This is a genomic window from Bradyrhizobium sp. ISRA436 (assembly GCF_029910015.1).
GTDB lineage: Bacteria > Pseudomonadota > Alphaproteobacteria > Rhizobiales > Xanthobacteraceae > Bradyrhizobium.
The window spans coordinates 327620-354174 of record NZ_CP094519.1; the positions used below are offsets into that span (position 1 = coordinate 327620).

At 64.5% G+C, this 26555-nt stretch carries 24 protein-coding genes; 9 read left to right on the top strand and 15 right to left on the bottom strand.

The window, feature by feature from the left end; all coding sequences use genetic code 11:
* Positions 1–127: 127 nt before the first annotated feature.
* The 4 genes from MTX23_RS01540 to MTX23_RS01555 all read right to left on the bottom strand — a co-directional run bounded on the left by MTX23_RS01540 (position 128) and on the right by MTX23_RS01555 (position 4861).
* A complete protein-coding gene (locus MTX23_RS01540) occupies positions 128–466 on the bottom strand; it encodes a hypothetical protein (RefSeq protein ID WP_280974893.1) in 339 nt (112 codons plus the stop codon).
* Positions 467–535: 69 nt separating this feature from the next.
* Complete coding sequence (locus tag MTX23_RS01545) at positions 536–922, bottom strand: VOC family protein (RefSeq protein WP_280974894.1); 387 nt, start codon at positions 920–922, stop codon at positions 536–538.
* Between the two features lie 191 nt (positions 923–1113).
* Positions 1114–1941, bottom strand: a complete 828-nt coding sequence (locus MTX23_RS01550; RefSeq protein ID WP_280974895.1) for an FkbM family methyltransferase — start codon at positions 1939–1941, stop codon at positions 1114–1116.
* A 772-nt stretch (positions 1942–2713) separates the two neighbouring features.
* The gene (locus MTX23_RS01555; RefSeq protein WP_280974896.1) at positions 2714–4861 is read right to left on the bottom strand and encodes a hybrid sensor histidine kinase/response regulator; all 2148 of its coding nucleotides are present in this window, start codon (positions 4859–4861) and stop codon (positions 2714–2716) included.
* A 392-nt stretch (positions 4862–5253) separates the two neighbouring features.
* Between MTX23_RS01555 and MTX23_RS01560 the strand changes: the two genes are divergently transcribed.
* From MTX23_RS01560 to MTX23_RS01570, 3 genes are all read left to right on the top strand, one after another.
* The gene (locus MTX23_RS01560) at positions 5254–5529 is read left to right on the top strand and encodes a FeoA family protein (RefSeq protein WP_280974897.1); all 276 of its coding nucleotides are present in this window, start codon (positions 5254–5256) and stop codon (positions 5527–5529) included.
* Entirely contained in the window at positions 5526–7403 is a 1878-nt protein-coding gene (locus MTX23_RS01565) for a ferrous iron transporter B (RefSeq protein ID WP_280974898.1), read from the top strand. The genes MTX23_RS01560 and MTX23_RS01565 overlap by 4 nt, the downstream gene beginning before the upstream one ends.
* Before the next feature lie 130 nt (positions 7404–7533).
* Positions 7534–10305, top strand: coding sequence for a bifunctional acetate--CoA ligase family protein/GNAT family N-acetyltransferase (locus MTX23_RS01570; RefSeq protein WP_280974899.1), 2772 nt, complete (start codon positions 7534–7536; stop codon positions 10303–10305).
* Between the two features lie 83 nt (positions 10306–10388).
* Here MTX23_RS01570 and MTX23_RS01575 read toward each other — a convergent pair whose 3' ends face one another.
* Both MTX23_RS01575 and MTX23_RS01580 read right to left on the bottom strand, forming a co-directional pair.
* On the bottom strand, positions 10389–11897 hold the full coding sequence (locus MTX23_RS01575; RefSeq protein ID WP_280974900.1) for a bifunctional aminoglycoside phosphotransferase/ATP-binding protein: 1509 nt from the start codon (positions 11895–11897) through the stop codon (positions 10389–10391).
* Between the two features lie 56 nt (positions 11898–11953).
* On the bottom strand, positions 11954–12937 hold the full coding sequence (locus MTX23_RS01580) for a zinc-dependent alcohol dehydrogenase family protein (protein ID WP_280974901.1): 984 nt from the start codon (positions 12935–12937) through the stop codon (positions 11954–11956).
* 136 nt (positions 12938–13073) lie between these two features.
* Between MTX23_RS01580 and MTX23_RS01585 the strand changes: the two genes are divergently transcribed.
* On the top strand, positions 13074–13250 hold the full coding sequence (locus MTX23_RS01585; protein ID WP_280974902.1) for a hypothetical protein: 177 nt from the start codon (positions 13074–13076) through the stop codon (positions 13248–13250).
* A gap of 86 nt (positions 13251–13336) precedes the next feature.
* On the opposite strand, the gene MTX23_RS01590 is transcribed toward MTX23_RS01585, so the two are convergent.
* From MTX23_RS01590 to MTX23_RS01615, 6 genes are all read right to left on the bottom strand, one after another.
* Positions 13337–14122, bottom strand: coding sequence for a succinate dehydrogenase iron-sulfur subunit (locus MTX23_RS01590; protein ID WP_280974903.1), 786 nt, complete (start codon positions 14120–14122; stop codon positions 13337–13339).
* An 18-nt stretch (positions 14123–14140) separates the two neighbouring features.
* Positions 14141–15979, bottom strand: coding sequence for a succinate dehydrogenase flavoprotein subunit (gene sdhA, locus MTX23_RS01595; RefSeq protein ID WP_280974904.1), 1839 nt, complete (start codon positions 15977–15979; stop codon positions 14141–14143).
* A 3-nt stretch (positions 15980–15982) separates the two neighbouring features.
* Positions 15983–16357 carry a succinate dehydrogenase, hydrophobic membrane anchor protein gene (sdhD, locus tag MTX23_RS01600; protein ID WP_280978335.1) on the bottom strand — a complete coding sequence of 125 codons (375 nt, stop codon included), beginning with the start codon at positions 16355–16357 and terminating at the stop codon, positions 15983–15985.
* A 14-nt stretch (positions 16358–16371) separates the two neighbouring features.
* Positions 16372–16770, bottom strand: a complete 399-nt coding sequence (sdhC, locus tag MTX23_RS01605; RefSeq protein ID WP_280974905.1) for a succinate dehydrogenase, cytochrome b556 subunit — start codon at positions 16768–16770, stop codon at positions 16372–16374.
* A 263-nt stretch (positions 16771–17033) separates the two neighbouring features.
* Positions 17034–17192, bottom strand: a complete 159-nt coding sequence (locus MTX23_RS01610; RefSeq protein ID WP_280974906.1) for a hypothetical protein — start codon at positions 17190–17192, stop codon at positions 17034–17036.
* 305 nt (positions 17193–17497) lie between these two features.
* On the bottom strand, positions 17498–18526 hold the full coding sequence (locus MTX23_RS01615) for an IS110 family transposase (RefSeq protein ID WP_280973967.1): 1029 nt from the start codon (positions 18524–18526) through the stop codon (positions 17498–17500).
* Between the two features lie 473 nt (positions 18527–18999).
* Between MTX23_RS01615 and MTX23_RS01620 the strand changes: the two genes are divergently transcribed.
* Complete coding sequence (locus MTX23_RS01620) at positions 19000–19860, top strand: sulfite exporter TauE/SafE family protein (RefSeq protein ID WP_280978336.1); 861 nt, start codon at positions 19000–19002, stop codon at positions 19858–19860.
* A gap of 366 nt (positions 19861–20226) precedes the next feature.
* Here the strand turns inward: MTX23_RS01620 and MTX23_RS01625 are convergent, their stop codons facing one another.
* Both MTX23_RS01625 and MTX23_RS01630 read right to left on the bottom strand, forming a co-directional pair.
* Positions 20227–20451 (bottom strand): hypothetical protein, encoded by a 225-nt coding sequence (locus MTX23_RS01625; protein ID WP_280974907.1) that lies wholly within the window; start codon positions 20449–20451, stop codon positions 20227–20229.
* A 26-nt stretch (positions 20452–20477) separates the two neighbouring features.
* Positions 20478–22007 carry a malonyl-CoA synthase gene (locus MTX23_RS01630; RefSeq protein ID WP_280974908.1) on the bottom strand — a complete coding sequence of 510 codons (1530 nt, stop codon included), beginning with the start codon at positions 22005–22007 and terminating at the stop codon, positions 20478–20480.
* 86 nt (positions 22008–22093) lie between these two features.
* Here MTX23_RS01630 and MTX23_RS01635 point away from each other — a divergent pair, with 86 nt between their 5' ends.
* From MTX23_RS01635 to MTX23_RS01650, 4 genes are all read left to right on the top strand, one after another.
* Entirely contained in the window at positions 22094–22855 is a 762-nt protein-coding gene (locus MTX23_RS01635; RefSeq protein ID WP_280974909.1) for an SDR family oxidoreductase, read from the top strand.
* A 267-nt stretch (positions 22856–23122) separates the two neighbouring features.
* The gene (locus MTX23_RS01640; RefSeq protein WP_280974910.1) at positions 23123–23677 is read left to right on the top strand and encodes a fasciclin domain-containing protein; all 555 of its coding nucleotides are present in this window, start codon (positions 23123–23125) and stop codon (positions 23675–23677) included.
* A gap of 182 nt (positions 23678–23859) precedes the next feature.
* A complete protein-coding gene (locus MTX23_RS01645; protein WP_280974911.1) occupies positions 23860–24492 on the top strand; it encodes a cytochrome b/b6 domain-containing protein in 633 nt (210 codons plus the stop codon).
* A gap of 10 nt (positions 24493–24502) precedes the next feature.
* Positions 24503–25288 (top strand): molybdopterin-binding protein, encoded by a 786-nt coding sequence (locus tag MTX23_RS01650; protein WP_280974912.1) that lies wholly within the window; start codon positions 24503–24505, stop codon positions 25286–25288.
* A gap of 45 nt (positions 25289–25333) precedes the next feature.
* Here MTX23_RS01650 and MTX23_RS01655 read toward each other — a convergent pair whose 3' ends face one another.
* Entirely contained in the window at positions 25334–26530 is a 1197-nt protein-coding gene (locus tag MTX23_RS01655; protein WP_280974913.1) for a YbfB/YjiJ family MFS transporter, read from the bottom strand.
* Positions 26531–26555 lie beyond the last annotated feature (25 nt).

Here is a 26555-nt window from a genome sequence, read left to right on the forward strand (position 1 = left end):
TCGGCGGGACGATGAACGGCCAGCCGTTAGGCCGGATTGTGGCGGGCGACGAATCAGAGCCGAACTTTATTTCGACATCATAACGGGTTGCATGCGCGTTTATTCATGGCGCATTCAGAAGAAGTGCTCAGACATACGAAGGTCCGCAGCGGAACCTGGTCGGACAGATGTTGCGCGGCGCCGCCAGGCGATCGGCCGCAGGCGGCGGACTGGGCGGGCCGGGGGGCCCGGGCGGAGTGGGGATCGGCAATTCATCAGGCATATCACCGGGAAGTTCGTGCGGCCGCGACGGCTCGCCGGGCTCATGCACCGGCTGTGGCACTTCCGGTCGCGGGTTGCCCGGGGGAATTCCCGGCGGTGGTTCGCTCGGTGTGCCCGGCGTCGTCGGTGGGACCTCCGGCGGCTCGATCGGCGTCGACGTCGAGAGCTTGCGGGGGTCAGGGGTGCCCGGTCGGCTCGCAGTCATTGATCGCTCCATGCCTCTCATAGCGACAACGGGCCGCGTGCAGCGACGTTCCTGATTCGCGCCGGGAACTCACACCGGCATGTGACAGACCGCCTCGATGTTGTGCCCGTCGGGGTCGCATACGAAGGCGCCGTAATAATTGGGGTGATAATGCGCGCGAATGCCGGGAGGGCCGTTGTCCGTACCGCCGGCCGACATAGCGGCCTTGTAGAAAGCGTCGACGGCGGCGCGATCCTTGGCTGATATCGCGATATGCACCGGCTTGTTCATCGCGCCTTCGCCGCCGATCCAGAAATCCGGCTTGCCATCGGCGCCGAAGCCGGCCGCGGCATCGTGACCGGTCTGCTCGGCCGTCACTTCCATGATCAGGCTGTAGCCGAGCGGCGCCAGCGCGGTCTGATAGAATGCCTTCGCGCGTTCATAGTCGGATACTGAAAAGCCGATATGGTCGATCATCGCGAGCCTCCCTTGTTACGACCGTTGTATCCGCAGTCTCGGTCACCTCTCCCGCCTGCGAAGGAGGTCGGATTGCATCGGAGATACAATCCGGGTGGGGGTTCTCTCCACAACATGACTCGCGGATGCATCCCCACCCCGGCCCTCCCCCGCAAGCGGGAGAGGGAATCGACGCGCGCCGTGGCTACATCCTAGCCTCGCACGAGCAGTGTGTTGCTTCGCGTGCGGCCCTGCTCGACGTAACCACGTGCGCGCATGTCCGCAATGCAGTCGCTGGTCCATTCATCCTTCGACAGATGCTCGATCACCACGGCGCGCGGCCACAGCGCCTCCGGGGCTTTCCGGAAGAAGCCGATGAGCACGCGGTCCTCGAAACCTTCGACGTCGATCTTGAGCGCGTCGACCCTGGTCGCGCCGGCCTCCTCGAGAATGCGTTGCAGCCGCAGCGACGGCACCTTGAATGCCTTGCCCGATGGGGTGCCGGTCACGATGTGGCTGGCACCGAGATTGTCGCCGTCGGTCTCGATCATCAGCTCGCCGTCAGACGGACCGGCGGCGGCCGCGACCAGCCGCACCTGCGCGTAGCCGGAGGCTTGCGTGTTGAATTTGAGCCGTGCGTGCGTCACCGGATGCGGCTCGATCGCGATCACCTTGCCGGTGGGCCCGACGTCGCGCGCCAGCGCCAGCGCGTAGGTGCCGACATTGGCGCCGAGATCGACGAAGGTGCCACCGGCGCCGACATGCCGGCGCAGGAATTCGAGCTCTTCGAGGTTGTAGTCCGGATTGAACAATGCGCCGCGCTCGGTCGCGCTCGCCTGGTGATAGAAGCGGAACGATGCGCCCTGATACGGCACGTCGAGCGGCCCCGAACCGAACAGATTGACCAGCCGCGACAGCCAGGGGCGGAACGCGCCGCGTTTCAGTTCGGTGCCATGCGCCAGGCGGATGAGCGCAGCCTGCGCCGCATTTGGCGCGAAGGCGCCGAACGGCGCGGGCGAAGTATCGTTGCTGGGGATCACGCGTGGCCCTCGTCAAAAGCGGCGCATGGATAGCCGGTTTTGGTCGCGACTCCAACGCCCGCTTCGCTCGGGCGGAGCCGGATAGGAGAGAAACAGCGCGCACGGGGGAGTTGACGCCAATGTTGTGCCGATTCACCCGTCATTCCGGGCTCGACGCTACGCATCGGCCCCCCGGAACGACGGTGAGCGCGGGGCTCAGGCTCCCTCCGCCACAAGGGGGAGGGAGCCCTTTTCGCCGGTGCCTTCCTGACGGGCCAATCACTGAGTTGCCCGACGTGGCAAGTCCCTTACGCACAAGTATTTCTGTTTTACAGAAATGAAGCTCAGTCTATGATCCTCGCCATCTCACCCGATGAGGGGCGACTCGCGATCGTCACGAACGTGGTGTGAGATGTGGTGGACGCGGATTGCGCAACTGACGAGTGCGCATGAGGCGGACGGTGAAGTCGTGTGGTTCTGACGCCCCAGTGGCAGATGTCTCCTCGCTAAGCACGCGAAGCATCTTTGCGAAGACGGTGACAAAAAGCCAAGTCTCGCCGGAGAGAGCACGAAGTAAGCCGTAATCCATCGCGCAGGGAAAGCCGGGATTGATCCGGTTTCACCTGTGGTCCTACCTCCGGTGCTTTTTCTGTTGCACCGGACTCATGGGTGCGATCGGCACCCGGCTTTCCCTGCGCCCTCTGTAATTCAGGGAGGGGCAACGAGATGCAAGACTCGGACAAATCGTGTCGCGAGAACGCGGGCGTATGACCCGCAAGCCGCGCAAGAACCCTCACGACGATGCCGGGGCCTGATCGCGCCTCGCCGTCAGCGTTCGTCCGATCTTGTGCAGCATCTGCCTGAGCTGCTCGATCGAGTAGGGCTTTTGCAGCAGCTCGAAGCCGGAGCTGCCTTGCTGCGACAGCACCTGGCTGTAGCCGCTGGCGAGCACGATCGGCAGATTGAGCCCCAGCCGGCGGATTTCCTTCGCGAGTTCGATGCCGCTCATGCCGGGCATCACGACGTCCGTGAACACCATGTCGAAGCGGCTCGCGCCGGCCGCAAGCTCCTCCAGCGCGTGGACGGCGTTGTCGACCAGCACGGCGTTGCAGCCGAGCTGGGTCAGCGCGTCGGCAGCAAACTTTCCGACCTCGGGATTGTCCTCGACCACCAGCACCGAGGTGCCGTCCTGACCGGCCGGCGGTGCATCGTCAGCGAGCAGCGCTTGCGGGGAGCCGTTGCCGGTCACGCGCGGCAGGTAGAGCGTAAACGTGGAGCCCTTGCCGACCTCGCTGATAACGTCCACCTCGCCGCCGGACTGCTTGGCGAAGCCGAACACCTGCGACAGGCCGAGGCCGGTGCCCTGGCCGACCTCCTTGGTGGTGAAGAAGGGTTCGAAGATCCGTTCCAGCCGGTCCTGCGGAATCCCGACGCCGGTGTCGGCGACCGACACTGCGACATGGCCATGCGGACTGGCCGGATTCGTCGGGGCAGACGGCAATTTGTCCGCCTGCCGGACCGTGATCGTGAGCCGGCCGGCGCCATTCATGGCGTCGCGCGCGTTCACGGCGATGTTGATGATCGCGGTCTCGAACTGGTCGGGATCGGCGTTGACGAAATTGGGCTCGTCCGGCACCTGCGTGACGATCTCGATACGCGGCCCGATCAGCGTCGCGACCATCTCGCTCAGGATCCGCAGGCTCTGGCCGACGTCGAACATCTCGGGCTTGAGGGCTTGTCGGCGCGCGAAGGCGAGCAACTGGCTGGTCAGTCTGGCGGCGCGGTTCACGGTGTTGGAGATCGCATCGATGTAGTGCAGTCGCCGTGGCTCCGGCAGATCCGGCCGTCGCAACATGTCGACCGATCCACGGATGACGGTCAGCAGATTGTTGAAGTCGTGCGCGACGCCGCCGGTGAGCTGCCCCAGCGCCTCCAGCCGCTGACTGTGCCGCAGCGCCTCCTCGGCCTCGATGCGCCGGTTGGCCTCCTCGTACAGGCGCCGCGTTCGCCGCAAGGCGAGGCCGAGCACGGCGAACAGCAGTGCAGTGGCCGGTACGCCGAAGATCAGATGCGGGGCCATGGTCGCGATCCAGCGCGCCCGGATCGCCGAGGTCTCCAGACCCGCGCTGACATAGACCGGGTATTCGGCAAGCCGTTGATAGCGAATGCGCCGCTCGATGCCGTCGGCCGGGGACTTTATCGTCATGATGCCGGAGAGCGGGTGGGCGACGATGTGCTGCCCGAGCGGCCCGTTCGGCTCGTACCTGAAATCGTGGTGGACGACGGGGAAGTGGGCCAGCACGGTGCCATCGATCCGGATCAGCGCGAGGAAGCTGCCGGGCTCGCGGCCAATCCGCGCATAAAAGTTCTCGAAATATTCGGGAAGGACCGAGGCCTGGATGACGCCGGCAAAACTGCCGTCGTCGTTGTTGCGGCCTCGGCTGACGCTGAAGAACCGCGATCCCTGGTAGGGCGGCCGCGGCGTCAGCACCTCGCCGATATAGGTGCCGATGTCGCCATCGGCATGCATCTGGAAGTAATCCCGATCGGAGAAATCGATATCGGGGGGCGGGGTGACGAGGCTGTTGACCAGGGCATGACCCCTGGCATCGAACACCCAGACCGATTTCACCTGGGGCAGCGTATCGGCGAGCCGGCTCAGCCGCTGGTGGAGACCCTGCTGATGCGAGACGATATCGGCATCGGACATGCCGCGGATGATCTCGGCGGTCTCGGACAGGCTGCGGTCGATGGTCTCGAATACCTTGAGCGCGTGCTCATGGGCGACGTCAAGCGTGCGCTCGATCTCCCGGTCGGCGGCCTCGTTGGTCGAGATCCAGGTCACCGCGGAAGCAAAAACAAACAATGCCAGCGGGAGGGCCAGCGAAGCGGCCATCATCCATTGCAACAATCTCAGCGAATTGCGTTGTGCGGTCTGCAAGGTCGCTCCGGCTCCGCGCGAACCTTAACGCAAACCTTAGCGCGGGAGAACGACAAAACCCGACCCTCGGTTGCAGTCGCCGGTTTGTCGCCCTCCGACCGCATACGGGGCTGGAAATCGACGTGGATCGACAAATTGGTAGCCGATTTGGTTCACATCGCTCGGGGTGGTCGCGGATGGCGGTCGCGGGCGACGCGCTCGCCCCCGCCAAGGTCGCACGGCGGGTGGTGCGCGCAGCCCTTCACGGCCCCGTTAGCCGTGGCCGGCGGCCCGGCGGTGAATCTACCGGGACGACGCGTATGGACGCTGTTTTTAGTGGTTCTAAAACCTGTCGCGGGCAAATGCTTGACCCTGTAACTACCTGCTGAAAAACAGGCCCCATGACGCGCGATATGACACGTGATCCCCAAAGCTCCCAGGACATCCGGCTCGGACGTGCAGGTCGCGGTTTTGTCGGCAAAATCATCAAGCTCGATGCCCCGCAGACCGGCTCGTCGCTCTCACCGCAGGAGCTGGAGCAGCGCCTGGTCGAGATGGGATTTGTGGAAGGCGCGCGCGTGGAAATCCTGCACGAAGGCACGATCCGGCGCGATCCGATCGCGGTGCGCGTCGACAACATCACGATCGCACTGCGCCGGAGCGAAGCCATGGCCGTGATCGTCGAATGACAACTGCATCCCTGCGCCTGGCGCTGGTCGGTGCCCCGAACACCGGCAAGACGTCGCTGTTCAACAGCCTGACCGGCAGCCGCCAGAAGGTCGCCAACTATCCCGGCGTCACCGTCGAGCGCAAATCCGGCAGCTTCGTCACGCCGGAAGGCCGCAGCGTCACCGTGCTCGATTTGCCCGGCACCTATTCGTTGCGCGGCCGCAGCCCGGACGAGGAGATCACCCGCGACATCGTGCTCGGCCGCTTCGAGGGCGAAGCGGTGCCCGATCTCGTGCTCTGTGTCGCTGATGCAACCAACCTGCGGCTGACGCTGCGGCTGGTGCTCGAGCTCAAGCGGATCGGCCGGCCGATGATCCTCGTGCTCAACATGATCGATATCGCCAAGCGCCGCGGCGTCGATATCAATCTGGAGCGGCTGTCGCAGGAGCTCGGCCTGCCGATCGTGACCTCGGTCGCCGTCCGCAAGGGCGGCATCGCCGACCTGCTCAAGCGGACCGACGAGTTCCTGGCCCGGTCGCATGAGACACACGCGGCCGGCCAATGGACCGCGCCCACGATCACCGACCTCAAGGCTGCGCAGCGCGAGGCGGACCGCATCATTGCCGCGAGCGTCAGCCTGCCGGCCAAGCCGGATACCGTGACCAACCGGATCGACGCCGTCGTGCTGCATCCGGTCTGGGGCCTGATGATCCTGGCGCTGATCCTGTTCGTGATGTTCCAGGCGGTGTTCACCTGGGCCCAGCCGGCCATGCAGTTGCTGTCGGATAGCTTCGCCGCGCTCGGGCAACTGATCCACAACGTGCTGCCCGAAGGCTGGAGTCTGTTGCAGAGCTTCCTGCAGAACGGCCTGATCTCCGGCGTCGGCAGCGTCATCGTGTTCCTGCCGCAGATCATGATCATCTTCCTGTTCATCCTGCTGCTGGAAGATTTCGGCTACATGGCGCGCGCCGCCTTCCTGATGGACCGCATCATGGGTGGCGCCGGACTGCACGGCCGCGCCTTCATTCCGCTGCTGTCGAGCTTTGCCTGCGCCATTCCCGGCATCATGGCGACCCGGGTGATCGACAATCGCCGCGACCGGCTGACCACGATCCTGATTGCGCCGCTGATGACCTGCTCGGCGCGGATTCCCGTCTACACCCTGATCATCTCCGCCTTCGTGCCGGCGAAGACGCTGTGGGGTTGGGTCAATTTGCAGGGGCTCGTGATGTTCGGCCTCTATGCCGCAGGCATCACCAGTGCGCTGACGGTCTCGGCGGTCGCGAAGTTCTTTCTGTGGCGCGACCATGCGCCGGCGCCGTTCATGCTGGAATTGCCCGACTACAAGGTGCCGCAGCTGCGCAGCATCGCGATCGGCGTGTTCACCCGCGCCAAGATGTTCCTGTATCGCGCCGGCACCACCATCCTTTCGATGATGGTCCTGATCTGGTTCCTGGCGTCGTTCCCGACCGCGCCGGCCGGCGCCGAGGGGCCCGCGATCAATTACAGCTTTGCGGCGATGATCGGCCACGCGCTCGAGCCGCTGCTTCGGCCGATCGGTTTCAACTGGCAGATCGCGGTGGCGCTGATTCCGGGCATGGCGGCGCGCGAGGTCGCGGTGGCAGCGCTCGGCACCGTCTATTCGATCGAGGGCGGCAAGGAGGCGGCGGATGCGATCGGCCAGGTGCTGGCGCAGAAATGGACGCTGGCGACCGCGCTGTCGCTGCTGGTCTGGTACATCTTCGCGCCGCAATGCGCCTCGACGCTGGCGGTGATCCGCCGCGAGACCGGCAGTGCGAAGTGGATGGTGGTGACGTTCGTCTACATGCTCGCGCTGGCCTATGTCGCGAGCTTCCTGACCTTCAACCTGGCGCAGGCGCTCGGCCTCCATTAGGTAGGCAACCGAGTTCCGGCATCCGGCCCCGAGACCGCGATGGGTGCAGGCAGCGAAGCGAAGCAGTAGAATTCCTCCGAGGGCGTCCGAAGCGGCAGGCGCCTTCGCGTGTTCGCTGCGAGATCATGTAATGTCGACGTTTGGCCTGGAGCGGGTATTCTCGCCTCGAAATATCGCGGTCGTCGGTGGCAGCGCGCGCCCGTCGTCCCTGGGCGCGGCGGTGCTCAGAAACCTCAAGGCAAGCGGCTTCGCCGGCGGGATCGCCATGGTCAATCCGCGGCATGCCGTCATCGACGGCGAACGCTCGTTTCCCGATCTGAAGTCGCTTTCCTTCGTTCCGGATCTCATCGTCGTCACGGCGCCAGCGGCGGCGATCCCCTCGATCATCGCGGATGCTGCCGCGGTCGGCGTCGCCGGCGCAGCGATCCTGTCGGCGGGCCTCGGTCACGACGCAGGCTCGCTCGCCGAGACCGTCGCGCGGACGGCGCGCATGAGCGGGATGCGCCTGATCGGTCCGAACTGCCTTGGCGTCATGGTGCCGCGTGCGAAGCTCAATGCGAGCTTTGCGGCCCATCGCCCGGCCGAAGGACATGTGGCCTTGATCTCGCAGTCCGGCGCGGTCGCAGCCGCGATGATCGAGTGGGCGGCCGAGCGGCGGCTCGGCTTTTCCGGCATCGTCTCGATCGGCGACCAGCTCGACGTCGATGTCGCCGACCTGCTCGACTATTTCGCGCTGGATGACCACACCAGCGCGATCCTGATCTATCTCGAAGCCGTCAAGGACGCGCGCAAGTTCATGTCGGCGGCGCGCGCGGCGGCACGGTTGAAGCCGGTCATCGTCGTCAAGTCGGGGCGCATGGCGCACGGCGCGAAAGCCGCCGCGACCCACACCGGCGCGCTGGCCGGATCCGATGCTGTCTATGATGCAGCCTTCCGCCGCGCCGGCATGCTGCGTGTGTACGACCTGCGCGAGCTGTTCGATTGCGCCGAGCTGCTCGGTCGCGGCTTCGTGCCGCGCGGCAACCGTCTGGCGATCCTGACCAATGGCGGTGGTCTCGGCATCCTCGCGATCGATCGGCTGGCCGAGCTCGGCGGTGTTCCCGCGACGTTGACGGCGGAGACGATCACACGGCTCGACATGGTCCTGCCGCCGGGCTGGTCGCGCGCCAATCCTGTCGACATCTCGGGCGACGCCGATGCCGCTCGTTACGTGTCCGCGCTCGGCGCCTTGCTCGACGACGCGAACAGCGATGCCGTCCTGGTCGCGAACGTGGAAACCGCGGTGGCGCCGGCCGACGGAATTGCCGCGGCTGTGGCGCAGTGCGTTCGCGACCGCAGGGCAAAAAGAAGTGCCGTCGCCGCATTGGTGCTTGCGGCGTGGGTCGGCGCCGATGATCGCACCGGGGCAACCTTCGAGGCCGCGCGCATCCCGCATTTCCCGACCGAGGACGACGCGGTGCGCGCCTTCATGTATCTGGTACGATATCGCGAGGCTTCCACGGCGCTTGCTGCAACTCCGCCGAGCATTGCATCGGTGTTCACGCCCGACACCTCGGCGGCGCGCCGGGTCGTCGCAAAAGCATTGTCGGAGGAACGGGCCTGGCTCGATCCGGTCGAGATCGTTGCCTTGTTCGATGCCTACGACATTCCGATCGTTCCAACGGTCGCCGCGCATGACCCCGAGGACGCAGCGAAGAAAGCAGCCCCGTTCCTGGCCAAGGGACTTGCGGTCGCGGTCAAGGTGTTCTCGCGCGACGTCAGGCACACGTCCGATGTTGGCGGGGTCATCCTCGGCCTGCGTACGAAGGAAGCTGTCGTCGAGGCCGCCACGACTGTGCTGGCGCGAGCGCGCAGCGCGCGGCCGGACGCGAAGCTGCAGGGTCTCACGATCCAGCCGATGATCGTGCGGCGTGCGGCGCGCGAGCTGATTCTCGGCACCGCCGACGATCCGACCTTCGGTCCGGTGATCGTGTTCGGTCGCGGTGGCACCGCGGTCGAGGTGATCAACGACAAGGCGCTGGCGCTGCCGCCGCTCGACATGAATCTCGCCCGCGATCTGGTCGGACGGACACGGGTCTCGCGGCTGCTCGGCGCCTATCGCGATGTGCCCGCCGTCCCGCCTGACGTCGTGCCGCTCACCCTCGTCAAGCTCGCGCAGATGGTCGCCGACATTCCCGACGTCGCCGAGCTCGAGATCAATCCGTTGCTGGCGGACGAGACGGGAGTGTTCGCGCTCGATGCGCGCGTGGCGATCCGCAAGCCTGCGCGACTGTTTGCCGGTCAGACCCGGCTGGCTGTCCGGCCCTATCCGTCGCAATGGGAGGGCGAGCTCGCGCTCAAGGACGGGTCGCGCGTCCTGGTGCGGCCGATGCGGCCGGAGGATGAACCCATGGTCCGGGCTTTCTTCAAGCGCGTGACCGCCGAAGACCTCAGGCTGCGCTTCTTCCACGCGATGAAGGAGTTCTCACATGCGTTCATCGCGCGTCTCACTCAACTCGATTATGCGCGCGCGATGGCCTTTGTGGCGCTGGATCCGAACACCGGCGAGATGATGGGAGCGGTCCGGCTGCATTCGGACTCGCTGTATGAGAACGCCGAGTACGCCATCCTGCTGCAGTCCGATCTCAAGGGCAAAGGGCTCGGCTGGGCGCTGATGCAACTCCTGATCCACTATGCAAGATCGGAGGGGCTGAAGCGTCTGTTCGGCCAGGTGCTGACCGAGAACACCACGATGCTGGGCATGTGCCGCGAGCTCGGGTTCACCGTCACGATGGATCCGGCCGATCACAGCATCGTCGATGTCATGCTCGATCTCGATCGGTCCATCGCCGATGCCGTCGGCGCGGACATCCTGATCCGATCCGGCGCGGATCAAAGCGGTGCGACGGCAACGGCCCGATAAGGATGTGCCGTCCGTCTCGCGGATGAAGACATATTCGCCGCGGCGGCAAAGACGGTGCTGACAAGCTTTTTCCGTATCTTTCCTTAGCCATTTCGATCAACGCGAAGCCGCCTCTGGGCCTTCAACAGGACTGAAGAACTTCGTATCAGGGTTTCTTCAGGCGAGCCGGATGCATCGATCCGGGGCCAGTCGAGCTGGCCGATGCTGTATTGTTCTTGCCGGGCGGCAACTTCACGCGTCGCGTCGGAAGCATCTGTGCCACGCGATGCGACTCGGTCGAGGCGGGTGGACAGATCTGCGCGCAGGAAGATCGGCCGAAAGTCGGCTTTCATCCTGCGCGCTTCCAGCTCGAGCGCGGACCGCTCGCTCTCGCGCAGGAAGGCCGCGTCAAGTATCACGGAGAATCCTTGCGCGATGATCTGCGTGGCGCGCTCGAACATCACCTTATAGACGCGTTCGCTCACCTCGGCGCCATAGGCGCTCTCCGGCAACGCCGTGAGCGGGTCAACGTCGAACAGTTCCTTACGGATGACGTCCGAACGCAGGATGATCGCGCCAGGCGGCGGCTGCAAATGGCTGGCGGCGTCGCGCGCCAGCACGCTCTTGCCCGTTCCGGACATCCCTCCGATCGCAACCAGCGAGGGGCTTGCCGGGGCGATCAGCCGTAGTGCCAGCTCGAAATAGGATGTCGCCTCGGTCATCCCCGCAACGTCGCGCGATTGTTCGCATTTGGTGAAGAGCACCTGGCTGCGAATCGCCGCCCGCATGGAAAGAAACAGCGAAAGCGATTGCAGCGCGGCGCCGTTGTCGCGCCAGCTTGGTTCGAGATAGCGATTGAGCAGCCGGCCTGCTGCGCGCTGCGAACGAAAATGGATGAGATCCATCAGCGGGAAGGCAAGGTCGTAGAGAACGTCCGTGGTCGCCATCGCGGGATCGAATTCGATGGCGTCGAACAACACCGGCTTCTGGTTGATGAGGACGACGTTGCCGAGATGAGCGTCGCCATGACAGCGTCGGACGCATCCTGCTGAAGCCCGCCGCTCAAGCAGAGGCCGGCAGCTTACCAGCCATCCATGGCTTCGTTCGTGCAACTGCTCGACGGCGCGACCTTCAAGTGTGGGCTGGCTGCGGAGCCTATCGGTGTTGCGGTCGATAATAGTGGCAATGGAGACAAGCCACGCGGCGCCGTCGGAAATCTCTGCGTTCTCGTGCGATCGCTGGATCGTATCGGCCAGCGCATCACCGATCTCCGGCTTGATCTCGCCGGCGGCAGCCAAATGATCGAGTGTGCAGCGTTCGTCGAACCGCGCCATCTCGACGGCCCACTCAAGCACGGGTCCGGCGCCGCCGATTTCGGGGCCGCTTGTTCCCTTGGTGATCGGAATGACCTGCCGATAAAGCTCAGGAGTATAGCGCCTGTTGACGGCAAGCTCCGCCTCGCAGGCTTGCTTCCGCTTCTCCAGGGTCGAATAATCCAGGAACGGCAGGCGAACGGCCCGCTTGATCTTCAGAACGCGATCTGGCTCGAGGAAGACCACGGAGATATGGGTGTCGACCCGTTTCGCCGCGCCGCTACGGACGCGCTCGTCCATGAAGGCAAGCACCGCACGCTGGCCGTCCTCGCGGCTGTTTGTGCGGGTTGGCGCCGTCATGGTCGCAGCACAGCCGCGCCTACCAGCTTGCCGTCGCGCAGCTGCGCCAGCGCTTCGTTGGCTTGATCGAGCGGAAAAGCCGTGATGTGCGTCTGGATATCGGCGCCGGCCCAGGTGCCTAGAAAATCAATGCCGTCCTGCCGTGTCAGGTTGGCGACGGAGACGATCTGCCGCTCGCCCCAGAGAATATCGTAGGGGAACGACGGAATGTCGGACATGTGGATTCCGGCGCATACCACGCGCCCGCCCTTGCGCACCGCGCGAAGTGCCTGCGGCACCAATGGTCCGAAGGGCGCATATATGATTGCAGCGTCGAGCTCGACCGGAGGCTTGTCCTCCGACGCGCCAGCCCAACTCGCGCCCATGGAAAGCGCAAGCGACTGAGCGTCATCGTCGCCCTTGCGGGTGAACGCAAAAATCGACCGGCCCTGCGACCGCACGACCTGCGCCACGATGTGTCCGGCCGCGCCGAAGCCATAGATGCCAATGTTCTTGCCGTCGCCGGCCATCACCAGCGATCGCCAACCGATCAATCCGGCACAAAGGAGCGGGGCAAGAGCCACGGCATCGCCGCGCTCTCCGAGCGGGAAGCAATAGCGAGCGTCGGCAACGACGTGGGTGGCGAAGCCGCCGTCGCGGGTGTAGCCGGTGAACTGCGGACGATCGCAGAGATTTTCCTGGCCCGCGCGGCAATAGGGACAGTCGCCGCACGTGCGGCCGAGCCAGGGCACGCCGACGCGCCTGCCGATCGGGAGCTCGGTGACGCCGTCTCCCAGCGCATCGATCCGGCCGACGACCTCGTGGCCGGGGATGATCGGGTAGGACAAATCAGGCAGCTCGCCATCAACGACATGGAGATCGGTGCGGCAAACGCCGCAGGCACCGACCTTGACGCGAACCTCGCCGGGGCCCGGAACCGGGTCAGGCCGCTCCTGAAGGACGAGAGGCGCACCGCGCGCCGCAAGCACCATCGCATACATAGCAACCCATCCGAAATCGTAATGGACGCAGTGTGAGCAGGCGATCGTCGCGAGCCTTGATCTCGGTCAAGACAGAGATTTTGGACCTCACCTTAAGGATATGGTCCGTGAATTGGGTTCAGTCAGGAGAGAATGAATGACCGAAGCTACAGTTCCCGTTCACGTCGAACGTTCCGTGCCGCGCCAGCACGCCAGTCCGTTCGCGGTTCTGCGGCAGGAAATCGATCGGCTCTTCGACGGTTTTAGTTGCAACCTCCCCGCCTTCGCCGGCAACAGCGCGCTGCGGCAAATGACGTTCGGCCTGCTGACGTAACCTGCTCTAACTGGAGAAGGCACGGAACGCCGATCATTGAGCGGAGCCTGGTCGATCGATGGCCAGGCTCCGGCGCCTGCGGCGGGTCAGATCTGCCGTTCGACCAGCTTGAACTTGAGCTCTGCGATCGCTTCCGACGGGTTGAGGCCCTTCGGGCACGCCTTGGCGCAATTCATGATGGTGTGGCAGCGATAGAGGCGGAACGGATCCTCGAGGTTGTCCAGGCGCTCGCCGGTTGCTTCATCGCGCGAGTCGGTGACCCAACGGTTCGCCTGCAAAAGCGCGGCCGGGCCGAGGAAGCGTTCGCTGTTCCACCAGTAGCTCGGGCACGAGGTCGAGCAGCAGGCGCACAGGATGCATTCGTAGAGCCCGTCGAGCTTCTCGCGGTCCTCGTGGCTCTGCCTCCACTCCTTCTGCGGCGTCGGCGTGGTGGTCTTCAGCCACGGCTCGATCGAGGCGTATTGGGCGTAGAAATTGGTGAGGTCGGGAACGAGGTCCTTCACGACCGGCTGATGCGGCAGCGGATTGACCTTCACCGCGCCGCCGGCGGCGACGTCGTGCATCGACTTGGTGCAGGCGAGCGTGTTCTGGCCGTCGATATTCATCGCGCAGGAGCCGCAGACGCCTTCGCGGCAGGAGCGGCGGAAGGTCAGGGTCGGATCGATGTGGTTCTTGATCCAGATCAGGCCGTCCAGCACCATCGGGCCGCAATCATTGACGTCGACATAATAGGTGTCGACGCTCGGATTCTTGCCGTCGTCTGGATTCCAGCGATACACCTTGAATTCGCGCGTCTCGGTGGCGCCGGCCGGCTTGGGCCAGGTCTTGCCGCCGGAAATCTTCGAATTCTTCGGAAGTGCGAATTCAACCATGCTTGCTCGCCTTCGTTCTCAGTAGACCCGCGCCTTCGGCGGGATGTACTGCACGTCGTTGGTCATCGTGTAATCGTGCACCGGGCGATACTCGATCGAGGTCTTGCCGCTCGAATCCAGCCACGCCAGGGTGTGCTTCATCCAGGTCTTGTCGTCGCGCTCGGGGAAATCCTCGCGAGCATGCGCGCCGCGGCTCTCGGTGCGGTTCGCCGCAGAGTCCATCGTCACGACCGCCTGGACGATCAGATTGTCGAATTCAAGCGTCTCGACCAGGTCGGAGTTCCAAACCAGCGAGCGGTCGGATACCGAGATGTCGCCGACGCCGCCATAGACCTTGTGGATCAGGTTCTGGCCTTCCTGCAGCACTTCGCCGGTGCGGAACACCGCGCAATTGTTCTGCATCACGTGCTGCATGCTGTCGCGCAGCTTCGCGGTCGGCGTGGAGCCGGAGGCGTGGCGGAAGTGATCGAGCCGGCCGAGCGCGCGGTCGGCGGAATCCTTCGGCAGCTCAGCCTGCTTGGCGTTGGCGGTCAGCTTCTCGGCGCAGCGCAGCGCGGCCGCGCGGCCGAACACCACGAGGTCGATCAGCGAGTTGGAGCCGAGGCGGTTGGCGCCGTGCACCGACACGCAGGCCGCTTCGCCGATCGCCATCAGGCCCGGCACCACCGAATTGTCGTCGCCGTTGCGCTTGGTCAGGACCTCGGCGTGATAGTTCGTGGCGATGCCGCCCATGTTGTAGTGCACGGTCGGCACGATCGGGATCGGCTCACGGGTGACGTCGACATTGGCGAAGATCTTCGCCGATTCGGAAATGCCCGGCAGCCGCTCGTGCAGCACCTTCGGATCGAGGTGATCGAGGTGCAGGAAGATGTGATCCTTCTTCTTGCCGACGCCGCGGCCTTCGCGGATCTCGATCGTCATTGCGCGCGATACGACGTCGCGCGAGGCGAGGTCCTTGGCGGACGGCGCATAGCGCTCCATGAAGCGCTCGCCCTCGGAGTTGACGAGATAGCCGCCTTCGCCGCGCGCGCCCTCGGTGACGAGGCAGCCCGAGCCGTAGATGCCGGTCGGGTGGAACTGCACGAATTCCATATCCTGCAACGGAAGACCGGCACGCAGCACCATGCCGCCGCCGTCGCCGGTGCAGGTGTGCGCCGAGGTGCAGGAGGCATAGGCGCGGCCATAGCCGCCGGTGGCCAGGATCGTGGTCTGGGCGCGGAAGCGATGCAGCGTGCCGTCATCGAGCTTGAGCGCGATCACGCCACGGCAGACGCCCTGGTCGTCCATGATCAGGTCTATGGCGAAGAATTCGATGAAGAACTCGGCCGCGTGGCGCAGTGACTGGCCATACATCGTGTGCAGCATGGCGTGGCCGGTGCGGTCGGCGGCGGCGCAGGTGCGCTGCGCCTGGCTCTTGCCGAAGTCGATGGTCATGCCGCCGAACGGACGCTGGTAGATTCGGCCGTCCTCGGTGCGCGAGAACGGGACGCCCCAATGCTCGAGCTCATAGACCGCGTCGGGCGCGTTGCGCACCATGTACTCGATCGCATCCTGGTCACCGAGCCAGTCCGACCCCTTCACGGTGTCGTACATGTGCCAGCGCCAGTCGTCCTGATGCATGTTGCCGAGCGAGGCCGAGATGCCGCCCTGAGCCGCAACGGTGTGCGAGCGGGTCGGGAACACCTTGGTGATGCAGGCCGTGCGCAGGCCCGCTTCCGAGCAGCCGACCACGGCGCGCAGGCCGGCGCCGCCGGCGCCGACCACGACGACGTCGTAGGTGTGGTCCTGAATCGGGTAAGCCTTGCCGTTCGTGGCCGGGCCACCGTTGGTGGCCTTGCCGTTTCCTTCACCGGCCATGGGTTACACTCCCGACGACAATTTGAGGATTGCGTAGATCGAGGCCATCGCGACCACGAAGCAGAAGAAGTTGTTCGCCATCACGCTCGCGATCTTCAGCTTCTCGTTATGCACGTAGTCTTCGATCACGACCTGCATGCCGATCTTCATGTGCCAGGTGCTGGCGATGATGAAGAGCAGCAGGATGACTGCGATGGGCAGCGAGCCGAGGATTTGCGCCGCGCCGGCCTGGTTGCGGCCGAGCAGCATGATCACCACGACGATCACGGGGATGATCAGCAACGTCATGGCGACCGCCGTGAGGCGCTGACGCCAGAAGTCGCCCGTGCCGCTGTGCGAGGCGCCGAGGTTGCGGACGCGCGCCAGCGGCGTGCGCATCGAAGACGGGCCGCTCATCGTCCACCTCCGACAGCGTAGGCAATGATCCAGATGAGGACGGTGAGCGAGACGCCGCCGACCAGGGCGCCCCAGGTCAGCGCCTCGCGCTCATTGGCCTTGAACCCGTAGCCGAGATCCCAGACGAAATGCCGGATGCCGCTCAGCAGGTGGTGCATCAGCGCCCAAGTGTAGCCGAACACGATCAGCTTGCCGATGACGCTGCCGGTGAAGGCCTGGACGTTGGCGTAGGCGGTGGGGCCGGAAGCCGCCGCAATCAGCCACCAGGCGAGCAGCAGCGTGCCGAAATAGAGCGCAATACCCGTGGCGCGGTGGACGATGGATAGCGCCATCGTCAGAGTCCAGCGATAGGTTTGTATATGGGGCGAAAGGGGTCGTTCGATCCTGGCGGTCATCGGCGGGCTTTATGTTGTGTGGGACCGCGGCCGGCCCATCGGGGAACGCGGTAGATCAATTCTATTTACGGAGTCGGACAGGTCCGTGCAACGCCCAAATAGCCTTCGGTCGAACCGAAGTTCATTGTTAGCGCAGCCGAAATCTGATTGATCAGCAGTCTGGTATACCAGTCTCTGCGTCAGGTGAACCAACAAATGAATCTAAATATCTAAGTGCGAATCGGCGTGGATGCCCGGGTTCCGAAGGCGTCGCCGCTCCGCCATCACTCGACCGGATAATCGACGAAAGCCCTGATCTTAGGCGACGCGACCCGGGATGGCTCGAAGGTCAAATGCAGCTCCGTGGGCGCCGGTTCGTGCTCGATCAGCAGGCCTTGCAATCGCCCCGCGGCGAGATCGGACGCCACCTGCCACGACGGCACGCGGGACGATCCTTGCGCCGTCTCTCGCTGCGCAGGCCAGTGCATCCGGGCTTCTGTAACGGGCCTTGGTTAGTCAATCCCTTTTTGCGTGGTCCACTTGCCGGGCACTTGCTTCTGTACGGGATCGGCGCAGTGGCCGTCGCCTGATGGGGTGCATTGAGGAGCCGGCCGGCCAATCTACGGAAGCGTGGTTGTGAACCGACTTCCCGGATGGCGGCCTGACCGGATCCGTCGTCCCGGCAAAGGGACTTCGCTCGGGGAAGGCCTGGTGTCGTGGCCTGCCCAGATCGGTTGAGGCTCCTTCCTTAGGTTGCGTGGGCCATCGGATTGAAGGGTTTCGCATCAGCCAGCATCCGATGCAGGATGACTGCGAGCTTGCGCGCCAGCGCCACCTTGGCCTTGCGCATGCCCGCACGTTTGGCAAGCCGCATGGCCCAGCTCTTCAGCGCCGAGCAGTTCCTGACCGGCTTGGTCAGCATGACGTGGGCGGCCTGGTACAGCGCCTCCCGCACCGACGCGTCGCCGATCTTGCTGATGCGGGCAGTGTAGTCGGTTTGCCCCGACTGATACTTCTTCGGGGTGAGCCCAAAATGCGCGCCGGTCGCCTTCGAGGAACGGAACCTGATCGGATCGTCGATCGCGGCGGCATAGGTGAGCGCCACGATCGGGCCGACGGCCGGCGTTGTCATCAGAAGCCGGGCCGGGGGATGCGATCTGGCGAGCTTCTGGGTGTGTCTGTCCAGGCCATTGAACTCGCGCAGCAACACGGCATGGGCTTCGAGCAGGGCCTGCGCCACCAGCTCAAGTCCGGGGTGGCCGGCGACGAGCTCCCGGATCCGGTTGGCGAACGTGCGCTCGGTGGTCTTGCCGACCTTCAGGCCAAAGCCCCGCAGCACGCCACGTACGCTGTTCTCGATGTCGCGCAGCTTCGACTGCAGCAGCTTGCGGGCCGTCAGAACCGCCCGCGTCTCCTGCGCTTCAATCGACTTGCAGTGGACCGGCCGGAACCAGCCGAGCCGCATCAGTTGGGCGATGCCGCGGGCATCGTTGCGGTCCGACTTCACCGGCATCGCCTTGAAGGCATCGCGGACGTGCCGGGTCTCCAGCAGCTCGACGGCAAGCCCGGCCGCGCGCAGCGCCGTGGACAGCCATTGCGACAACGGACCGGCCTCCAGTCCGATCCGCTCCATCGCCTGGCCCAGCGATCGGAACCAGGCGATCAGCGCTTCCGGCTCGCTGGCAACCTTCGCCTCCCGCAAAATCTTGCCCGCGCCATCGACAACGCAAACGCTCGAGCTTTCCAAAGACACGTCGATTCCTGCATAGTGGTACATGGTCGTCCCTTAATGATGCTTGGAGCGGGCTCGCCCGACTCCGTTTGAACACCATCAGTTTGAGGGACGACCGCCTGCCCGAAAAGCCGCACGCGAGCGCGCTTCCACATCGCGCCGTCGCGACCGGGCGGCTATATCCGTCGGCCCGTTACCCCATCTATTCATCCAGAGCCGGGCGGATATGCGGATTTTGCGGCCCGCTGTGGTGCCGTCGGCGAAGCGCCACGCCGCGCTGCCGGGTGCGTCCGAGGATACGAGACAGTTGTGCCCGGCAAGATCGTCCGGCGTCTGCGGCGTGCCGCGCCGCGCGATAGTCCGGCGACCCGCACAGGATCATGCTGACGTCGCCGAGCCAGCACGCGAAGATACCCTCCAATCCCCGAACGGGCTAATGCTCGCTTGGCTAGCCCCTGGGGCTGGTGCCCCAAGGCTTGCGCCCTGGCGGCCGCAGAACACTCAAGCTGCCCAAGGACATGATGGCCGGCCTCGATCCCAAGGAGCTTCTCGAACTCGCGCTGTTGCTGATCGCGGTGGGAGCGCTGTCCGGCTTTCTCGCCGGCGTGTTTGGCATCGGCGGCGGCGCGATCCTGGTGCCGGTGTTCTACGAGTGCTTCCGCCTCGCCGGCGTGCCGCTCGAGGTGCGGATGCCGCTCTGCATCGGCACATCGCTTGCGATCATCATCCCGACCTCGCTCAGTTCGTTCCGCGCCCATTATCACCGCGGCGCGGTCGACATGGAGATCCTCAAGCGCTGGTGGCTGCCGATCGTGCTCGGCGTCCTGGCCGGCAGCGTCACCGCGCGCTTTGCGCCGGAGCGGCTGTTCAAGATCGTGTTCGTGATGGTGGCATGGTCGGCGGCAGCGCGGCTGCTGCTGGCGCGCGAGACCTGGAAGTTCGGCGACGACGTGCCCAAGGGCCTTCTGATGCGGGTCTACGGCTTCTTCGTCGGCCTGCTGTCGACGCTGATGGGGATCGGCGGCGGCCTGTTCGCGAACCTCCTGATGACCTTCTACGGCCGGCCGATCCATCAGGCGGTCGCGACGTCGTCGGCGCTCGCCGTGCTGATCTCGATCCCCGGCGCGCTCGGCTATGTCTATGCCGGCTGGCCCGCCGCGGCGCGCTTTCCCGACGTCGCCGCGCTGCAGCTGCCGTTCGCGCTGGGTTACGTCTCGCTGATCGGCACGCTCCTGGTGATGCCGGCCACGCTCGTCACCGCACCGCTCGGCGTGAAGGTCGCGCACGCGCTGTCGAAGCGGGCGCTGGAGGTGGCGTTCGGGACGTATCTCTTTATTGTCGGCGGACGGTTCGTGATCAGCCTGTTGAACGGTGCGTAGGTTCGTAGCCCGGATGGAGCGAAGCGTAATCCGGGATCAGTCTACCCGCCCGCAAGAGCCCGGATTGCGCTTCGCTCCATCCGGGCTACGGCGCTATTCCTTCAACCGGACTTCGCTGTGTCTCCACAACCGCAAATCGCCAATGCCTTCGATGCGATCGGAGTCGGAAAGCGCGCGCAATCGAGCTGCAATTACGTGGTCACTGATCGGTAAGCCGAGCTCCTTTGCAGCGCTTTTCTGCATAGATCAGGATCGCTGCTGTCTTTTGCCAACGCGGCTTCAAGAGCGAGAAGATGATCTCGTCGAGTTGGCCCTCGGTCACCGTGGATGGAAGATTCACCTCGCTCCATGTGAGCTCGCTGCACACTACGGGCGGCTCCGCTCGGGCTCGGGTGGCAACAGATCCGGATATTGCTCGCAGATCGGCAGGAGCAGTTTGTCTTCTAAATCCTGGACGACCTCGTAAAGCAGGCGATCGAACCTGAGCCGCTCCTCCTTGCCGAGCCCCGCAATGGCCATGTCCGCCTTGTCCAACGCCTCGCAGGCGTCGAGTAGGTGATCGGTAATCCGAACGGCCTGCTCCCGTTTCATTGCTCCTCGCGGACGACCCGCGTCCCTCATGCCTTCGTGTAAATATCCTTATACTTATCCCGCAGAATGTTCTTCTGCACCTTGCCCATCGCGTTGCGCGGCAATTCGTCCACGACGAAGACCCGCTTGGGCATCTTGAATTTCGCCAGCCGCCCGTCGAGCGCCTTCAGCACCGAGGCTTCGCTCACGTCGGCGCCCTTGTTGCAGACCAGGACGGCGGTGACGCCTTCGCCGAAGTCGGCATGCGGTACGCCGATCACGGCCGATTCGACCACGCCCGGCATGGCGTCGATCTCGCTCTCGATCTCCTTCGGGTAGACGTTGAAGCCGCCTGAGATCACCAGGTCCTTGCCGCGGCCGAGGATGTGGACATAGCCCTTGTCGTCGATCTTGCCGAGATCGCCGGTGATGAAGAAGCCGTCGTCACGGAACTCGGCCTTGGTCTTCTCCGGCATCCGCCAGTAGCCCTTGAAGACGTTCCGGCCCTTGACCTCGATCATGCCGATCGTCTCCGGCGGCAGCACCTTGCCGGTCTCGGGTTCGGTGACCCGCACCGACACGCCGGGCAGCGCGAAGCCGACGGCGCCGGGCACGCGGTCGCCGTCATAGGGGTTGCTTGTGTTCATGTTGGTCTCGGTCATGCCGTAGCGCTCGAGCACGGCATGCCCGGTGCGCGCGGACCATTCGCGATGCGTGTCGGCGAGCAGCGGCGCGGAGCCCGAGATGAACAGCCGCATGTGCTTGGTCGCTTCCTTGTTCAGGCCCGGGTTCTGCAGCAGGCGGGTGTAGAAGGTCGGCACGCCCATCAGCACGGTGGCGCGCGCCATAAGCTTCAGGATCAGATCCGGATCGAACTTCGGCAGGAAGATCATCGAGGCGCGGGCGAACAGCGTGACGTTGCTCGCTACGAACAGGCCATGGGTATGGTAGATCGGCAGCGCGTGGATCAACACGTCCTTGTCGGTGAAGCGCCAATAGTCGACCAGCGAGTACGAATTCGATGCCAGATTGTCGTGCGACAGCATCGCGCCCTTGGAGCGGCCGGTGGTGCCCGAGGTGTAGAGGATCGCGGCAAGATCGTCATTGCCGCGCTGCACCGTCGTAAAATCCTTGGCCGCCTTGTCGGCGGCCTCGGTCAGCGAGCCGTTGCCGGTGGCGTCGAGCGTCTCGACCTTGGCGCCGACCTTGGCGGCGATGGCCTTGATCCCCTCCAGCTTCGAGGGATCGCAAACCACTACCGTCGGCTCAGCGTCGGTGATGAAGTATTCGAGCTCGTTCAGCGTATAGGCGGTATTGAGCGGCAGATAGACGCCGCCGGCCCGCACAGTGGCGAGATAGAGCACGAGGCCCGAGACCGACTTCTCGGTCTGCGCGGCGACGCGATCGCCCGGCTTGACGCCACGGCTGACCAGCACATTCGCCATCTGCCCGGCGCGGGCGATCAGGTCGCCATAGGAGATGCGGCTGCCGTCGAGTTGCTCGATTGCGAGCCGGTTGGGATCGTCGAGGCCGTCGAACAGGCGGGAAAACAGGTTGGCGTTGGCGGTCATGTTCATGCAACATCCCCGAGGGGCCGAAAGAGCCGATAAATCCTGGTTGGATTAGCAAAAACGCCCTTCGGAAAGCAACGGAGACAGTTTGCATGACAAAAAACGAGAAACGCGTGGCCTGGGTGACTGGCGGCGGCACGGGAATCGGTGAATCCGGGGCGGAGTTCCTGGCCGCGGATGGCTGGACGGTGGTGGTCTCCGGCCGCCGAAAGGAAGAGCTGGATCGCGTCGTCGCCAACGTTACGAAGAACGGCGGCAAGGCGGAGGCCATCCCGCTCGACGTCAGCAACAAGGCCGACGTTAACAAGGCCGCCGAGACGATCGTGTCCAGGCACGGCCGGATCGATCTCCTGGTCAACAGCGCCGGCATCAACGTGCCGAAGCGAAGCTGGGCCGATATGGAGCTTCAAGGCTGGGACAAGCTGGTCGAGATCAACCTCAATGGCGTGCTCTACTGCATGCACGCGGTGTTGCCGACGATGCGCAAGCAGAAGGACGGCTGCATCATCAACGTCGCCTCCTGGGCCGGCCGCCATGTCTCGAAGATGCCGGGCCCGGCCTACACCACGACCAAGCACGCGGTGCTGGCGCTGACGCACTCCTTCAACATGGACGAATGCGTCAACGGCCTGCGCGCCTGCTGCCTGTCGCCGGGCGAGGTCGCCACCCCGATCCTCAAGCTGCGGCCGGTGGTGCCGAGCGAGGCCGAGCAGGCCAAGATGCTGCAGCCCGAAGATCTCGGCCGCACCATCGCCTTCGTCGCCAGCATGCCGCCGCGCGTCTGCATGAACGAGATCCTGATCAGCCCGACGCACAACCGCGGCTTCATCCAGACGCCGGCGAACCGGGATTAGGCGAGGCACCCTCACAACTTCGCAGCCGGATGGAGCTATTGGGCGCTTCGCGCGACTCGCTGGCTCCATCCGGGCTGCAATCGGGTTCGGCCTCACGATCACGCCTGACATTAGTTTCACGCATCACGATAAATTATCCGGCGAAACCGTCCGCAAAACCTCCCGTAGTTCGAGCCAACGACGACGCATTCACTCATCACCCCCTGTCGTCGTTGACCCTTTCATCCCGGCGGAGCCGCCGGTCACACCAATATCGGGAGACCTTCCATGTCCAAGCCTATTGCACTGTTCTCGGCTGCAGCCTTCGCCGCGCTCGCGCTTACCCCAACTGTCGTCGCGCCGGTCAGCGCCGCGGAGAAGACCGTGATGGTCGGCGGCGCCGCGATGTTCCCATCGAGAAACATCATCCAGAACGCAGTGAACTCGAAAGATCACACCACGCTCGTCTCCGCGGTGAAGGCCGCGGGCCTGGTCAACACGCTGGAAGGCAAGGGCCCGTTCACGGTGTTCGCGCCGACCAATGCCGCGTTCAGCAAGCTGCCGGCGGGAACCGTCGACAATCTCGTGAAGCCCGAGAACAAGGCGACGCTGACCAAGATCCTCACCTACCATGTGGTCCCCGGCAGGCTCGAGGCATCCGACCTCACCGACGGCAAGACGCTGAAGACGGCCGAGGGCGAGGAGCTCACGGTGAAGAAGCAGGACGGCAAGGTCTGGATCGTCGATGCCAAGGGTGGTTCTGCCATGGTGACGATCTCCAACGTCCACCAATCGAACGGCGTCATCCACGTGATCGATACCGTCCTGATGCCGGCGACGTAACACCCGACCGCCCTGTTTAATCCCGACAGGGCGGGCGGAACGGCGAGCCGGCGCCCCGCCCCGGCTCGCATTTTTGTGACCGTGATAGGCCGCGTGCATCAAACTGATAACGCGAGTTTCTGTAACGGAATGGCGGTTCCCGGCGTATAAGCCGATAATGACCTTGAGCAGAGAACCCCCCAATGTCGAGCTTCGCCGTCACCGACGACCACGCAGACACAGCGACGCCCGCGAAGGTCATCCAGCCCGTGTGGGTGCGCGTGCTGCACTGGATCAATGCGCTCGCCATGATCATGATGATCATGTCCGGCTGGCAGATCTACAACGCCTCGCCCTTGTTCAACTTCACCTTCTCCCCGAGCATCACGCTCGGTGGCTGGCTCGCCGGCGGGTTGCTGTGGCACTTCGCTGCGATGTGGCTGTTGATGGTCAACGGCCTGATCTATCTGATCCTCGGCTTCATCACCGGCCGGTTCCGTCGCAAGCTGTTGCCGATCACGCCGGGTGGCGTGATTTCCGACGCCAGGGCGGCGCTCACCTTCAAGCTGTCGCATGACGATCTCAGCACATACAATTACGTGCAGAAATTGCTCTATGCCGGCATCATCATTGTCGGCGTCGTGATCGTGCTGTCCGGCCTGTCGATGTGGAAGCCGGTGCAATTGTACTGGCTGTCGGTGCTGTTCGGCGGCTACGACATCGCGCGCTACGTTCACTTCACCTGCATGGCGCTGATCGTCGCCTTCCTGGTGATCCATGTCGCGCTCGCGGTGCTGGTGCCGCGCAGCCTGCGCGCCATGATCATCGGACGTTGAGGAGGACGTTATGGGTCGCATGCGCAAGCTTCTGATCCCCGGCGTCGACGAGAAACTGCTCGTCGGCGACGCCGTGAAAACCATGCCCGGTCCGACGCGGCGCCGCTTCATCACGACCGGCGCGAGCCTCGGCGCGCTGACGCTGCTGACCGGCTGCGATGTTGTCGATTCGTCCTCGGCGGAGGAACTGCTGAAGAAGGTGTCGAAGTTCAACGACGCCGTGCAGGCCTGGATGTTCAATCCGGATGCGCTGGCGCCGACCTTCCCGGAGAGCATGATCACCAAGCCCTTCCCGTTCAATGCCTATTACGATCTCGACGATGCGCCTGACATCGCGGGCCCGGACTGGAAGCTGGAGGTGCGCGGGCTAGTCGAGAACAAGAAGTCCTGGACGCTGGACGAGCTCTACAAGCTGCCGCAGGTCAAGCAGGTTACCCGGCTCATCTGCGTCGAGGGCTGGAGCGCGATCGGCAGCTGGACCGGCACGCCGTTGCGCGATTTCCTCAAGCTGGTCGGCGCCGACATGCGCGCAAAATATGTCTGGTTCCAGTGTGCCGACAAGGACGGCTACAATTCGCCGCTCGACATGCGCAGCGCGCTGCATCCGCAGACGCAGATGACGTTCAAGTTCGCCGACCAGATCCTGCCGCGCGCCTATGGCTATCCGATGAAGATCCGGGTGCCGACCAAGCTCGGCTTCAAGAATCCGAAATACGTCGTCTCGATGGAAGTCACCAACGACTACAAGGGCGGCTACTGGGAAGACCAGGGATACAATTCGTTCAGCGGGAATTGAGGCGGCGAATAGCGAATGGGGAGTGACGAGACGCGTTTCTGTTCGCTACTCGCTATTCGCTGATTTCGGCCCGACCTTTCTCTGAAAGGCCGACAGCACCGCTCCCAGCGCCAGCATCGCCGCCGAGACGTTCAGCGCAAATGACAGGCTGCCGACCGCGTCGGTGATGGCGCCGACCACGATCGGGCCGAGTGTCTGGCCGATCCCGAAGGCGATGGTCATTGCGGCGATTGCCGTGGGCCATGCTTCCGGCGGGTAATTGAGGCGGACGAAGGCGGTGGTCGAGCTGACCACGGCAAAGAAGGCGACGCCGAACACCAGCGCCGAGATTGCGAGCAGCAGCGGTGAATGCCCGAAGATCGGCAGGCTGGCGCCGAGCGCGTTGACGCCGAGGATGATCGTGGTCGCGAGCCCGCCGCGGTCGAGCGCCAGCACGCGCCGCCAGACCCAGGGCGTCACGAAGGCGCTGACGCCGATCAGGCTCCAGAACGCGCTCTGCGCCACAGCGCCGCCGCCGCCGTCGCGGACGTAGGCGATCATGAAGGTCATGTAGGCGATGTAGCCGGCGCCGAACAGGAAATAGCTGGTAAGATAGATCAGGACCGGTGAGATCGCGAACTTCGTTCGCACGATGCGGCCGGCGATGGTGTCGGCGTGAAACGGCGCGAACCACAGCGGCAGGATCATGGCGACCCCGAGCAGCGTCATCGCCCACCATACGATCCACCAGGAGCCCGCGCCGAAGCCCTGCAGCACGAAAGGGGCGATCAGGCCGGACGACAGGATGCCGATGCCCGGTCCGGCGTAGAACAGGCTGATCAGGAAATTCGCGCGGTGCGGCCGCGATTGTGCGATGGTCGCCGCAAGCGTGCCGCCGCCGACAAAGCCGACCGCGGCGGCGAGGCCGAGCAGGAGGCGGGCGAAACTCAACACGACGAAATTGCCCGAGATGGCCGAGAGCGCCAGCGACAGCACGCAGGCGAGCGTCGACCAGCGCACCGATGTCGCCAGCCCGAAGCGCTGGATCAGGCGCGAGGCGAACAGTGCGCCGACCAGATAGCCGGCGGCGTTGATCGTGTTCATGAAGCCGGCGGCCGAATAGGACCAGGCCAGCGAGTCGCGCATGTCGGGCAGCACCAGCGAATAGGCAAAGCGGCCGATGCCGAGGCCTATGGTCGGTGCCAGCGACAGAATAAGGATCAGCCGCGCGGGACGCGCGTAGGATGGGGTGGGGGCTCTCACAAATCACTCCGGCAATGCCGGCATT